Annotated in this window: 13 protein-coding genes; 9 read left to right on the top strand and 4 right to left on the bottom strand. The window is 57.5% G+C overall.

Annotated elements, in window-relative coordinates:
• Positions 1-32: 32 nt before the first annotated feature.
• Positions 33-917 (bottom strand): EamA family transporter, encoded by an 885-nt coding sequence (locus tag OKX01_RS02400; RefSeq protein ID WP_094195538.1) that lies wholly within the window; start codon positions 915-917, stop codon positions 33-35.
• A 166-nt stretch (positions 918-1,083) separates the two neighbouring features.
• On the opposite strand from OKX01_RS02400, the gene OKX01_RS02395 reads away from it, so the two are divergent.
• Positions 1,084-1,395 carry a monooxygenase gene (locus OKX01_RS02395; protein ID WP_121737896.1) on the top strand — a complete coding sequence of 104 codons (312 nt, stop codon included), beginning with the start codon at positions 1,084-1,086 and terminating at the stop codon, positions 1,393-1,395.
• Positions 1,396-1,539: 144 nt separating this feature from the next.
• Here OKX01_RS02395 and OKX01_RS02390 read toward each other — a convergent pair whose 3' ends face one another.
• A complete protein-coding gene (locus OKX01_RS02390; RefSeq protein ID WP_094195536.1) occupies positions 1,540-2,082 on the bottom strand; it encodes a carboxymuconolactone decarboxylase family protein in 543 nt (180 codons plus the stop codon).
• A 131-nt stretch (positions 2,083-2,213) separates the two neighbouring features.
• Here OKX01_RS02390 and OKX01_RS02385 point away from each other — a divergent pair, with 131 nt between their 5' ends.
• Positions 2,214-3,068 (top strand): AraC family transcriptional regulator, encoded by an 855-nt coding sequence (locus tag OKX01_RS02385; RefSeq protein ID WP_094195535.1) that lies wholly within the window; start codon positions 2,214-2,216, stop codon positions 3,066-3,068.
• Here the strand turns inward: OKX01_RS02385 and OKX01_RS02380 are convergent.
• Positions 3,060-3,953 (bottom strand): LysR substrate-binding domain-containing protein, encoded by an 894-nt coding sequence (locus tag OKX01_RS02380; protein WP_264672397.1) that lies wholly within the window; start codon positions 3,951-3,953, stop codon positions 3,060-3,062. The two genes, OKX01_RS02385 and OKX01_RS02380, sit on opposite strands and share 9 nt — an antisense overlap.
• A gap of 154 nt (positions 3,954-4,107) precedes the next feature.
• Here OKX01_RS02380 and OKX01_RS02375 point away from each other — a divergent pair, with 154 nt between their 5' ends.
• The 3 genes from OKX01_RS02375 to OKX01_RS02365 all read left to right on the top strand — a co-directional run bounded on the left by OKX01_RS02375 (position 4,108) and on the right by OKX01_RS02365 (position 7,857).
• Entirely contained in the window at positions 4,108-5,100 is a 993-nt protein-coding gene (locus OKX01_RS02375; RefSeq protein WP_094195533.1) for a Bug family tripartite tricarboxylate transporter substrate binding protein, read from the top strand.
• Positions 5,101-5,115: 15 nt separating this feature from the next.
• Positions 5,116-6,291, top strand: a complete 1,176-nt coding sequence (locus OKX01_RS02370; RefSeq protein WP_264672396.1) for an amidase — start codon at positions 5,116-5,118, stop codon at positions 6,289-6,291.
• A gap of 252 nt (positions 6,292-6,543) precedes the next feature.
• On the top strand, positions 6,544-7,857 hold the full coding sequence (locus OKX01_RS02365; protein WP_108728168.1) for a ferric reductase-like transmembrane domain-containing protein: 1,314 nt from the start codon (positions 6,544-6,546) through the stop codon (positions 7,855-7,857).
• 158 nt (positions 7,858-8,015) lie between these two features.
• Here the strand turns inward: OKX01_RS02365 and OKX01_RS02360 are convergent, their stop codons facing one another.
• Positions 8,016-8,624, bottom strand: a complete 609-nt coding sequence (locus tag OKX01_RS02360; RefSeq protein ID WP_094195530.1) for a TetR/AcrR family transcriptional regulator — start codon at positions 8,622-8,624, stop codon at positions 8,016-8,018.
• Positions 8,625-8,768: 144 nt separating this feature from the next.
• Here OKX01_RS02360 and OKX01_RS02355 point away from each other — a divergent pair, with 144 nt between their 5' ends.
• The 4 genes from OKX01_RS02355 (at position 8,769) to OKX01_RS02340 (ending at position 13,286) form a co-directional block, all read left to right on the top strand.
• Entirely contained in the window at positions 8,769-10,277 is a 1,509-nt protein-coding gene (locus tag OKX01_RS02355) for a DHA2 family efflux MFS transporter permease subunit (protein ID WP_094195529.1), read from the top strand.
• A gap of 34 nt (positions 10,278-10,311) precedes the next feature.
• A complete protein-coding gene (locus tag OKX01_RS02350) occupies positions 10,312-10,692 on the top strand; it encodes an RNA-binding S4 domain-containing protein (protein WP_026484973.1) in 381 nt (126 codons plus the stop codon).
• Between the two features lie 434 nt (positions 10,693-11,126).
• Positions 11,127-12,281: a mandelate racemase/muconate lactonizing enzyme family protein gene (locus tag OKX01_RS02345; RefSeq protein ID WP_094195528.1), complete on the top strand. Its 1,155-nt coding sequence runs from the start codon at positions 11,127-11,129 to the stop codon at positions 12,279-12,281.
• Positions 12,282-12,311: 30 nt separating this feature from the next.
• Positions 12,312-13,286, top strand: coding sequence for a Bug family tripartite tricarboxylate transporter substrate binding protein (locus tag OKX01_RS02340; RefSeq protein WP_094195527.1), 975 nt, complete (start codon positions 12,312-12,314; stop codon positions 13,284-13,286).
• Positions 13,287-13,301 lie beyond the last annotated feature (15 nt).

Here is a 13,301-nt window from a genome sequence, read left to right as displayed (position 1 = left end):
TAGGGACAGCCTGCGATATTTCAAGAGAGCGATCAGGCAGCAGGACCGGAGGTCAGGGCAATAACCCCGCTGATCATGACGGCACAGCCCAACAAACTCCAGATATTGGCCTTCTCGCGCAGCACGACCATGCCCAACAGCGTGCCTGCCATCATGGACATTTCACGAGCTGGGGCCACCATGGACAAGGGTGCTCCCAGCCTCAAGGCCTGCAAAACCAGAATGTAGGACATGGGCGAGAGCAGGCCCACGGCCGCCGCCAATTTCCAATAAGGTTTAAGTTTGACGAAACCATCGCGCCCACGCTTGGCGATGAAGGGGGCCAACATGCCCAGCCGCAGCACATTGCTGAACCAGTCCAGCAGAAACGGCGAGATCAACAAGACGGTAACGCCATAGGCATCCACCACGGTATAGGCGGCAATCAGAACCCCAGTCTGCATGCCCCAGCGCACCCCCGTCAATGCAGAGGGGCTGAAAAAACGTCGTAGGTGACCTTGTGTGGCAATGAGCAAAATCCCCATCACCACCAACAAAATACCGAGCACGCCCAAAGGCCGTACCGGTTCGCCCAGCAAGATGAAGGCACCAATAGACGAGAGCATGGGCCCGGTGCCCCGAGCGATGGGATACACCACCGATAGGTCTGCCACCTGATAGCCTTTTTGCAGACTTAGGCTATAGCCCATATGCAGCAAGGCGCTGAGCAGCAAACAGGTAATGGTTTCGCTAGTCCAAGGCATATTGCCTTGAGTGAAAACCACCCACAGCATGATGGGGAAGTAAAACAGGATGGCGAAAAAAGAGTAGGCAAATACGAAATGCGCTCCTGCCATCGCAGCCCGTTTTGAGAGCAGATTCCAACCCGCATGAATGAACGCAGCACACACCACCAACAACAACGCGGTCCAGGACATGAGGGCTTCCAGCAGCAAATAGCAAAAGAAAAACTATACGCGCCCTTCATGGGCGAGGCCAGCCAATCAAGCCGCCCGCAACGTCCTATGACAAATAAGAGACAGTAACGGGCAATTCAACCATCAAGGTATGATGTTCGGCACGTATTTTGATATGGAGCCAATCATGAGTACCTTGCTGTATGTTGATTTTCCTTACCCAGGCCCGTGGGGGTCAGAGATGAGCGACGCCATGCAAGAACTGGCGCAATCAATCAGCCTGGAACCGGGTCTGATCTGGAAAATCTGGACAGAAAACAAGGAACAATCCAAAGCAGGCGGGGTCTATCTGTTCAAGGACAAGTCCAGCGCGCAGGCGTATCTGGACATGCACAGCAAGCGGCTCAATAGCTTTGGCATCACCGGCATTGATGCACGCTTCTTTGATGTGAACCAGCCACTGACAGACATTAATTCTGGCCCCTTGTCGGCCAAGTAAAACACGGCTTGCAAACGCAGAAAAGGCCCCCACGCTGCGCCTTTGGCTTGCTGCCCCCCAAGGGGGTGCGTTTTGCCTTGGGGACGGCCCGGCGACAGAAAAGGCCCGCCTGCCAGTACGCGGGCGGGCCATCACACAGCGTGCTTACGCAGTCAGTTCAACAGCCTTGAAATCAACCGGGACTTCCAGCGCGTTATTGATGTAGTTGGTGAACAGGTTCAAGGCGGTCACACCGACCAGTTCCACCACTTCACCTTCAGAAAAACCGGCATCGCGCACGGCTTGCACATCGGCAGCCGACACTTGTCCACGCTGATCCACCAGCTTGAGCACAAACTTCAAGGCCGCTGCGGTACGTGGATCATCGGACTGACCACGCTGGGCCTGGGCCAGCGTCTCCGGGCTCAAGCCGGCATTGGCACCAAGCACGTTGTGGGCGGCCAAGCAGTATTCGCAACGATTGCGATCAGCAATGGCTACGGCCAATTGCTCACCTAATTTCGCACCCAGCTGGCCACCGGCAAAAGCGCCGAAGGAGCCCCACATGCTGCGCAAGGCGGCGGGCGAATTGGACACCATACGGAACATGGCGGGCACGCTGCCACCAAACGCTTTTTGAATTTCCTGCAAAGCGGGCTGGCTGGCAGCGGGAGCTTGGGCAACGTCAGGCAAAGTAAGGCGGGACATGGTGATCTCCTGGTGAGGACGGCCAAGGTGGCCAAAAAGAAGCGAGTAGGCATAGTGTCTCGCCAAGAGCAGGATCATTGGATAAGATTAGTCTCGACAACTTACCTTTTCATCCAGACAAGGATGGTTTCATGAACCTGGATCGCCTCTCCCTTCTGCTGGAACAGTTCCGCGTTCGCGCCCATTTGTTCTACAACGGCTCTTTATGTGGGGTAACCCGCTTCTCGGCCCAGCCAGGGCGTGCCTTTTTGCACATTCTGCGACGCGGCCAGTTAAGCGTGCGCCACGACCCGCGTGATCCGGTGCCGGAAATCATGACGATTGATCGCCCCAGCCTGTTGTTTTATCCTCGCCCGCTGGAGCATGCCTTTTACGATCTACCTGAGGAGGGCTCGGACTTCACCTGCGCCACCCTGGATTTTGACGGGGGAGAGCATCACCCCTTGGCCCGCTCTCTGCCCGATCTGATTATTGTCCCGCTGGAAGAGGCCGCTGGTCTGGAGCAGGCACTGGACCTGCTCTTTGCGGAAACGGAGTCGGTACGCTGCGGCCATCGGCTGTTGGCGGACCGTCTGTTCGAGATTGTCTTGTTGCAATTGCTGCGTTGGCTGTTTGACCATCCTGATCGTTGCGAGATTCCCGTAGGTTTGTTTCGCGGCTTGTCGCACCCGCCTGTGGCGCGAGCTTTGCTGGCCATTCAGGCCGATCCGGGCCGGGACTGGACCGTGCAATCGTTGGCACAGGAAGCCAAGATGTCACGCAGCGCATTTGCCGTGCAGTTCAAGCATTGGGTCGGCGATACGCCAGCCGACTATCTGGCCCAATGGCGCCTGTCGCTTGCCTGTCAGCGGCTGGCCCAGGGCCAGTCTGCCAAACGCATTGCCCTGGATCTAGGCTATGCCAATCCCTCTGCCCTATCCCGTCTGTTTCGGCAGCGCACGGGCCAATCCATGCGGCAATGGCTGGCTGCCCGTCAATCAGCTTGAGCGATGCTGCTCCAGCACCGCCAGAAAATTCACCAAAGCCGGGTTGGTATTGTCCGAGACATAAGCACTCATTAGCTCGGCCGTAGTATCGTCTGCGTCCAGCAAAGGCAGATACTCCAAGGTATCGGTACGCAAGCGCGCCAAGGACGCGGGCACAATCGCTGGAGCAATACCCGCTTCGACCATGACCAGCACCGTAGGCACCATGCTTTCCTGCGCAAAGCGCGGCAAGCAGCCCGAGCGCTGCAACATGCGCTGCTGCAGCAGATGAAAATAACGCGACTGCTGGCGTGAGTACGCCACCATTTCATAAGAAAAAGCCTGATGCAAGGTCAGTCCCTGGCTATGTTCCTGGGCACGTGGATCATCACGCCTGAGCACAAACATCATGGGTTCGGACTCCACCAACTGCGGGTTCAAGTCCGGCACAGCAAAGGAAGGCCGGATCATGGCCACATCCACCCGGCGCTCGTACAGGGCAGCGGGCATCTCGCTGGAATTCATCTCGTAGATCTGAATATCTACTTGGGGGAAGTCCTGGCGAAAGCGATACAGATGCTTGGACACGCCGGCATAGGCACTGCTGGGCGTCAGTGCAATACGCAACATGCCGGTTTCGCCTCTATGCACTTGCTGTACCGCCTGCAGCGTCTGCTCCAGCTCGTTGCCGATCAGGCGCAGGCGACGCTGCAACTCCTGTCCGGCCGCCGTCAATTGCACCGTGCGCGTGGTGCGGATAAACAAGGTCGCCCCTATCTGTTCTTCCAGCCTGCGTATGGCCTGACTCAAGGGCGGTTGGGTCATGAACAAACGCTGAGCAGCACGGCCAAAATGCAGCTCTTCGGCCACCACCAAGAACATCTCGCTTAATTTGGAGTCCAGCATATGTCCACCAATAAGGTTTAAAAATGAATTAATAATGACTATTTTTAATATTAGACAACATAATTAACGCTTACTACCATCCATCCTGACACTTATCAAAAACAGGGCCATACTGCACGTCACTGCGAATATTGGCCCAACGCAGGAGATGAACATGACTGTATTCAAGCATCGCGCCCCCTTATTGAGTGGCCTGCTCACACTGACGTTGTTGGGTTCCGGTTCGGCCATGGCCGACGCGCCTTACCCGTCGCAAGCCATTACCTTTGTGGTGCCTTACGCTGCAGGTGGCAGCTCGGACACCCGTTCGCGCATGCTGGCTCAAAAAATGAGCGACAGCCTGGGGGTGACGATTGTGGTGGAAAACAAGCCCGGTGCCAGCGGCAATATCGGCACCAGCATGATTGCCCGCGCCAAGCCCAACGGCTACACCATCGGCCTGGGCAACTTTGGCCCCATGTCGGTGAACAAGGCACTGTACGGCAGCAACCTGCCCTTCGATCCTGAACAGGATTTGCAACCCATCGCCCTGATCGAGCGCGGCGCCATGGCGCTGGGTGTGAACAGCAGCTCGCCCTACCAGTCCTTGGCCGATCTGGTGGCCGACGGCAAGCAAAACCCCAACAAACTGGACTACGCCTCGACCGGCGCAGGCGGTGCATCGCACTTGCTAACTGAACAATTCAAGGCCACCTCCGGCTTTGATGCCGTACACGTGCCTTACCGTGGTGGTGCTCCCGCATCGAACGATCTGCTGGCCGGTAATATTTCCTTCTATCTGGAGCTGGCCAGCTTGTTCCTGCCCCACATGCAAATCGACAACCCGCGCCTGCGCGTGCTGGGCGTGACCTCGCAAGAGCGTCTGAAAGCCATGCCGGACACCCCCACCTTCAAAGAACAAGGGGTGGACCTGGTGGCCTCGAACTGGTTTGGCGTGATTGCTCCCGCAGGGTTGCCCGCTGATGTGCTGGAAAAACTGAACACTGCTGTCAATGACGCCCTGAAAGATCCGGACTATCGTCAGATTGTGGAGTCCCAAGGTGCGCAAGTCGTCGGTGGCACGCCTGAAGAATTCACCGCTTTTGTGAAAGAAGAAACCAAACGCTGGACTGCACTGATCAAGGATCAGAACATCTCGATCCAGTAACCCTGCTTCTCCCTTATGACTGCCCCCCCTTCCTCTCTCGCTTTGCAGGACCAGTCCATCCAGGCCTGGTCCTGGCTGGCTGATCCGGCCACCTGTATCAGCACTGCCCCCGACGGCCCCTTGGCCGGCCTGACTTTCGGCGTAAAAGACGTGTTGGATGTCCAAGGCATGCCGACACGTTATGGTGCACATTTCCCCCATGCCTTGCCCGCAGAGCGCGATGCAGCTTGCGTCGCCTTGTTGCGCCAGGCAGGTGCCACAGCGGTGGGCAAGACAGTCACGGCAGAGTTTGCTTACGCCGCCCCCGGCCCCACCCGTAACCCGCTGAACCTGGACCATACGCCTGGCGGTTCTTCCAGTGGTTCAGCAGCAGCCGTAGCGGCCGGTATGGTGGATTTTGCATTGGGCACCCAAACGGGAGGCTCCATGATGCGCCCCGCTGCGTTTACCGGCATCCTGGGTTTCAAACCCAGCTTTGGCGCGGTGCATCGCAGCGGTCTGTTCTTGTTGTGCGACAGCCTGGACACCATTGGCTACTTCAGCCGGGACTTGTCTGTGCTGCGCCGTGTCGCCTCGGTCTTGCAAGGGTTACCGGATAGTCGAGTCCCCAGCGCGCCACGTATCGGCGTGCTCGATGGCAAAGACCTGGGCCCGATTACCCCCGCTGCGCTAGCCGCCTTGGAACAGGGCTGCCAGCACCTGGAGCAACAAGGCGCCCGACTGGAACGTCTGCCTGCCGATGCGCAACTGAAAGAACTGCTGATCCTGCAAGGCCAGATCATGGCGTATGAAATGGCCCGCAGCCTGCTGCCCGTCTGGCAAGCCAGCCCGGATGCCTTGCGGCCCGTTACGGTGCAAGCCATCAAGCAGGGCCTGGAACTGCCTCCGGCGGACTACCACGTCTGGCAAGCGCGCCGCCGTCAACTGCAACAGGAATGGCAGGATCGCTATGGGCATTTTGATGCCTTATTGACCCCGGCTGCTCCTGGGCCTGCGCCCTATGGGCTGGACAGTACCGGTTCTTCAGTTCTGAACCGCCCCTGGTCCTTGCTGGGCTGGCCTACCTTGAGCCTGCCCGCACCGGGACAAGACAGCCCGCTGCCTTTGGGTTTGCAACTGATCGGGCAAGCTCATCAAGATGGGGCATTGCTAGACCTTGCCTCACTGCTGTGCCCCGTCAAACAGGTCTGAAAAGCAATCGAGCCACTTACTCTGCAACACGCGGAAACAGAGTAAACAGCAACCAGAATCATTAACAAATATTTTAAATAACAACTATTTAGAGGTGTTTTGAGCTTTCTCAACTGGCCCTTGAATACAGGCTCCACAAACGACTAGGCAACGTATTACCCTGAATGAAGTGTTTTCAGTGCGCTGCGTCAGTACGTTCTTCACATCACGACCACGCAGCGCCCAGTTCTTTCAAACAATTCGGAACAGGCCATGCGTCGCCCTCTCTTATTGCTGCTCTCTGCCTTCTTTTTGATCTGGGCTGTTGAAGCCCTGTGGCTTGCCCCTTCGCCGCCTGGCGATACGCTGTGGGTAGTCCGACAAGAAGGCATGCTGCTGACCGGCATTCTGGCCTTGGGCACCATGACGGCCATTATGGTCCTGGCCCTGCGCCCCCGCCGTCTGGAGCCTTGGCTAGGGGGCATGGACAAAGCCTACAGACTGCATAAGTGGCTGGGCATCATCGCCATTTTGTTCAGCCTGGCCCATTGGCTCAGCAAGGAATCCAAAGGTCTGATTTCTGCGGCGATTGGCACGGGCGGCCGGCTGGCCAAAACTCCTGTTCCTGAATGGGTCAGCCTGTTCAAACCTTATGCCAAATCACTGGGCGAATGGACGTTTTACGCGCTGATTCTGATGCTGATCATCACGCTGGCGCGCCGTACGATTTCCTATAAGAAATGGTACAGCCTGCACCGCCTGATGCCCGTGGCCTATCTGATCCTGATCTTTCATGGTGTGGTGCTGACCCCCCCTGCCTACTGGAGCGGCATAGGCGGCTGGGCACTGGCCATCACCATGGTGATCGGGACGGTAGCAGCCGGCATCCAACTGCTACGCAACCTGAGTTCGGCCTATCCACACACAGGCACCGTCATCTCCTGTACGTCACAAGGCGATGTGCTGGAGGTGCAATGCCGCATGGACCAGTCCTGGCCTGGGCACCAGGCCGGACAGTTCGCCTTTCTACGCTTGAAGGGGGAATCTGAAGCCCATCCGTTCACCTTGTCCGATGCCGATCAGGACAACCAGATTGTGCGCTTTCATATCAAGCAACTGGGCGACTGGACACGCGAATTGCCCGAGCGTTTGCATATCGGCCAAAACATCGAGCTCGATGGCCCCTATGGCCGCTTTACTCAGCCGGAAGGTGACGACAACGGTATCTATATCTGGGTCGGTGCCGGTGTAGGCGCCACGCCCTTTCTGTCCTGGTTAAGCCAGGAGCACAAAGAAGGTCATGCTCCCTACGCCTATCTGCAATATGCCTGTCAGCATGGCTATGATCCGCTGGCGCAAGCGTTGAGCAAAGCCGCCAAGGAACACCCGGATGTGGATCTTGAAATTTATGCCGATGGCCGTCGTTGGTCACCCAAAGAGGTCATGCAACACTATCACGCCGACAAGCCCATGCATATCTGGTTCTGTGGGCCGGCGGCCATGGGCAGGCAATTGAAGCGCGAACTCAAGCAGACCTTACCGGCGAAATCCTGGACTTTGCACAAAGAACACTTCCAGTTCCGCTAAGTCTTTGCTGATCCAAAAACTGGCCCTGCCTCGATTAAGGAGCAGGGCCAGTTCTGTTGATGACTGTCTACATCCAGGAAACACCGCTCTGAGACCGCTACCGGTTCTGGTTCAGCTTCTCTGAATGCCGCGTAAACACACAGCACCGCTCTACCACGCTATTTATACGGGTGAGGGAGCTTCGCCCCAAGCATGGACACAAAAAGAGTCACCAGATTGTCTTCCAGGGCTGCCCACTGCTCAGCGGTTTCCAGACCCATATTATCGACTGCGCCGTGCATGCCCTGGTAGATCACCCAAGCGGTCAAATCCACATCCGCCACAGACCAGACTCCGGCGTTTTGCCCTTCGCTCAGGATCCGGTGCAGTGGCTCGGTCACCACGTTGCGCTCACCCTGGTAATTGCTGCGTATATGGTCTGAAAACACCAAATCATGCATGTCCAGCGTGTCTCTATACCCCTGTACCGAGGCCCGAATCCAACAGGTCAGACGCTGCACCCAATCATCTTCCGGGGCCTGCTCCAACGCCCCTTGCACCCGGTCATGAAACTGCTGGATGAACTGCTCGCGCAAGGCGGCCAGGATCTCCTGTTTGGAACTGAAATAGTGATAGAACAAGCCCTTGGACATGCCGGCCCGCAACACAATTTCATCGACTGGCGTGGCATCAAACCCCTGTTGCAGAAACAAGGCGGCGGCCGCCTCCAATAAATCTCGGCGACGAACTTCAGAGGGTTGGGTACGAGGTGTTTTAGCGGCGGTCATGGGCGTCAAGGTATCAGAAAAAACCCGACAATGTGCTTGGTCGGAGCTTACCGCGTTATTTTAGCCAGCCTGTTTATTTTTCATTGACTGACAGTCAGTCAATATTTTATAGTCGTCGATAATAATTCTCATTTATCAAATCTTATGACTCGCCGACTTGCTCTAACCATCGCCATTTACCTGGGGACCTTCATGGTTACCCTGGACATCAGCATCGTCAATCTTGCCTTGCCCCGCATGCAGCAAGCCCTGCAAACCGATATGGCCGGGCTGCAGTGGATTGTGGATGCGTATGCGCTGTGTCTGTCCGCCTTCATGCTGTCCGCCGGCCTGCTGGGGGATCGCTACGGACGCAAGAAAAGCTGGCTGCTGGGCGTGCTGGCCTTCACCGTCGGCTCCATGATGTGCGCCTTGGCCGGTTCATTGAGCGCCCTGCTTTGGGGCCGCATCGTGCAAGGCATGGCGGGGGCTTTGCTTATTCCCGGTGCCTTGTCCATCCTGACACACGCCTTTCCGGACACGGCCCAGCGTGCCCGGGTGATTGGCGGCTGGTCCTCCTTCAGCGGGCTGGCCCTGGTGCTGGGCCCGATTCTGGGCGGTGTGCTGGTTGATGTGGCCGACTGGCCTGCGATCTTCAGCCTGAACCTGCCATTGGGTCTGCTGACCTTGGGCTTGGGCATGTGGGGCATTCAGGAATCGGCCAACCCCGAACACGCGGCCTTCGACCCGATCGGCCAGTTGCTGAGCGTTATCTGGCTCGGTTCCCTGACCTACGGCCTGATCAGCGCGGGTGAACAAGGCTGGCACGCCACCGAGACGCTACGCTCCCTGGGCGTGGCCGCGGTCACTTTCGTGGCGTTTATCTATGCCCAAACCCGCGTCGCCCGCCCCTTGCTGCCGTTAAGCCTGTTTCGGGACTACCGCTTCAGCACCGCTAATATCGCCTCCTTTGTGCTGGGTTTTGCCGCCTACAGCAATGTGTTTTTCCTGTCTCTGTTCTTCCAGAACGCCTTAGGCTGGAGCGCAACCCAAACCGGCTGGGGGCTGGCCCCGCAGTTCATCAGCATGGCCGTGCTGGCCTCCCGTTTCGGTGCCTTAAGCCAACGCTTTGGCTTGAAGCTGATCCTGACTACGGGTTTTGGCCTGATGGCAGCCGGTTCCTGGTTCATGATGTTGTTGCAACCTGGCACTTCCTACTGGATGGCGGGTGTCGCTTTGGCCGTACTGGGCATAGGCATGGGCTTGTCTGTTCCGGCATGCAGTACCTTGGTCATGAATCTGGTGCCGCGTGAGCGTTCCGGCATGGCATCGGCCACTACCAACGCCATCCGCCAAACCGGCATGACCTTGGGCGTTGCCTTGCTGGCGTCCTTGATGAGCCAGGGCGCCGTCAGCTCTTTGTCCAGCCGCCTTGATCCGGTCAATCCCCTGCTGGAGCAGGCTCAGCACATCATTAGCTCCGGTCAGGTAAATCTGCCTGCCTCGGCCGATCCCGTGTTCTGGATGCACGCCATCCAGCACGCCTGGGCGGACGGCTTCCACCGCGTCATGTTCTGGGCCGGATTGCTGGCCGTCTTCAGTCTGGTTCTGCTGCTGCGTCTGCGTTTGCCTCGTGTGCAGGCAGCGCCTGCCGCTGCGGTGGAACTGCATTAAGCCCAGCTATGACAGACTGGATTTACAATAACGCATGGACAAATTACGACTGGATAAATGGCTCTGGGCAGCGCGCTTTTACAAGACGCGCAGCCTGGCTTCTGAGGAGATCACCAAAGGACGGGTTTTGCTGAATCAGCAAAGCACCAAGCCTGCCCGCGAAGTCTCCATTGGTGATGTGATTACCCTGCGCAAAGAAACACCGGCCATGGAAGTTCACGTCACCGCATTGAGCGGCGTGCGTGGCCCAGCCCCGGTTGCGCGCCAGTTGTATCAGGAAACGGAAGAAAGCAGCACACGGCGCGCCCAGGCCGCCGAACAACGCCGTCTGGCCCCCGAGCCTGCACTGGATTTTGATGCGGGGCGTCCGACCAAAAAAGATCGTCGTCAAATGCAGTTGCTGCGAGGTAAATAGACCGCTCGCTGCGCATACTTCGCACGACTGAAAAAGCCCTGCCACGCTGTCCTGCTTGGCAGGGCTTTTTTGTGAACCGCTCTTTTGGCGCGTCTATCAACCGCGTTTCACAACGATCTAGACAGGAAGTAAAACCAACCACTGTTTGCCTTTTCCCCGCTGGTCTTCCGACCTACTCAACAAGCCCCTGTGCTGCTGCTAAACAGCGTACAAAGCGTCTGCTTTCCGTCCTCCAAAAGATTTTCTTATCCTGCAAGCCCTCCCCCGAGAAGCTAGCCACGCACTCCAGAAATTCGTTTTTGATATATCAGATTACGAGTATATATATCAATTAAATCAAGGGTTTACACCATTGATTGCGCTTGCGACAAAAAGCTATAAATCTAAAACAATTACATGCAAACGCATTCAAAAAAGTGTGAGGAGACAGGAAAATGAAGATCACGGCCGTACGCGCCATTCCCTTGAACGTGCCTTTTCAGTTCGATAGCGCGGGCATCAAAAAACCCACGAATCTAGCCATCTGTCATGTCGAAATCGAGACCGATGAAGGCATCACCGGCTATGGACTGAGTGCCATTACCGAGGAGCACCCCGTTGCCAGCACCATCAACGATATTCTGGCCAGCGACCTGATCGGGCAAGACCCCTTGAACACCGAGCGCCTATGGGATCGCATGTACTGGAACGTGTGCCCTCGGGGCCAGACAGGTTATGCCATGCACGCCATCTCGGCACTGGACATCGCTTTATGGGACATCAAGGGCAAAGCCCTGGGTCTGCCGGTATGGAAACTACTGGGCGGTGCCCGTGAAAAAGTGCCTGCCTACGCGACGTTCGGCTTTGCCTTTCTGGGTGAAGAAGAGTTGGTCAAAGTCGCTCGCGACTGCGTGGATCAAGGCTTCAAAGGCCTGAAAATGGTGGTGGGCCATCACGGTCTGCAACGTCGCGACGAACCGCGCCCGCTGGCCGACCTGATCCGCCAGGACATGCGCCGCATGAGCCTGGTACGCGAGGCCATTCCCGCCGACATGTCGCTATACATCGACGGCAACTGCAGCCTGGACTATGTGCATGCCAAAGCCATCGCCCGTCATGCCCGCGATCTGGACGTCGGTTTTTTTGAGGAACCCATTACCCAGAACGACACGGGCCGCCTGCGTGAACTGCGCCAAAGCACAGGCATCACCATTGCCGCTGGCCAGAACGAAGGCCAGTCCTATCGCTTCCGTGATCTGCTGATGCAGCAAGCCGTGGACATTCTGCAACCCAACGTGCTGATTTCCGGCGGCTTCACCCAGTCCCGCAAGATCTTCGCCCTGGCAGAGAGCTTCAACGCTTCGGTCGCCAATGGCGGGGCTTTCCCCTCCCACAACGGTCACCTGCACTGCGGCCTGTTAAATGGCGGCGATGTGGAATGGCACCTGGCCGCCAGCGCCATGATGGCCGAGATCTACACCGGCCTGCCCCAGCCCGAACAAGGCTGGCTGCGCATGCCTGACGCCCCCGGCCTGGGGCTGACACCACGACACGATCAAATCGACAAGCTGCGCAGCAACCCCGGCAGCCTGGGCTCTGGCAAAGGCTGAAACCAACAACTACCGAGGAGGTAAAAAAACATGAAACCCTGGTCCCGTGTTGTACTTGCCCTCAGTTTTATCTTTGCTGCCGCGCCCCAAAGCTGGGCAGCGCCCCCCGCCTGGGCCGAGCGCCCGGTGCGGCTGATCGTCCCCTCTGCCGCAGGCGGTTCGGGCGATACCCTGGCCCGGCCGCTCGCCGAAGCCTTGGGCAATGAAATTGGTCAAACCGTTGTTGTGGAAAATAAAGGAGGCGTAGGCGGCGTGCTGGGTGCCAGCATGGTGGCCAACTCCAGCCCCGCAGACAATCAGCTTTTGTTTGGTGCCGTGCATCACATGATTGCACCTGCCGTGTTGAAAAACTTTCCCTACGACACCCGCAAAGACCTGAAAGCCGTCACCCTGATTGCCGCCATGCCCAATGTGCTGGTGGTGAACGCCAATTCACCCCATCACAGCGTAGACGACCTGCTGGCCGCCGCCAAACAAGGGGCTGGCGTGAACTATGGCACCAGCGGCGTGGCCACCATGCTGCATCTGATGGCGGGCAAGCTGGAAAAGAGATCCGGCACCACCATGACCGCCGTGCATTACAAAGGCAGCGGTCCGGCAGTCATGGCGCTGATCAGTGGCGATCAGGTGGACTTTATGTTCGAGACCATGCCATCTGCGGTGGCGCAGATACGCAATGGCCGCTTGCGCGCCTTGGCGGTTTCCAGCCCCGAACGTGCTCCTGCCCTGCCGGATGTGCCGACCCTGAAGGAGCTGGGCATGGATGAAATCAGCGCCCAGACCTGGTACGGAATTTTCATGCAAGGGGACGTGCCGGACACCACCGTACAAAGCGTGGCAGACAGCATCCACCGTGCCTTGAATACCGACAAGATCAAGGAAATCTGGGAGGGGAACGGAGCAACTCTGGTCACCAATAGCCCAGCCGAATTCACCGTGTATGTGGATCAGCAGTTGAACTATTGGGCCGACTCGGTCAGTGATCTGGGGCTGAGCAACTTCTAACTCTACAAGCGTCAA

The sequence above is a fragment of the Alcaligenes sp. SMD-FA genome, assembly GCF_025960365.1.
GTDB classification, from domain to species: Bacteria; Pseudomonadota; Gammaproteobacteria; order Burkholderiales; family Burkholderiaceae_B; genus Alcaligenes; species Alcaligenes aquatilis.
Note: the sequence above shows the minus strand (reverse complement) of the source record. Positions and strands in the feature narration are given on the sequence as shown.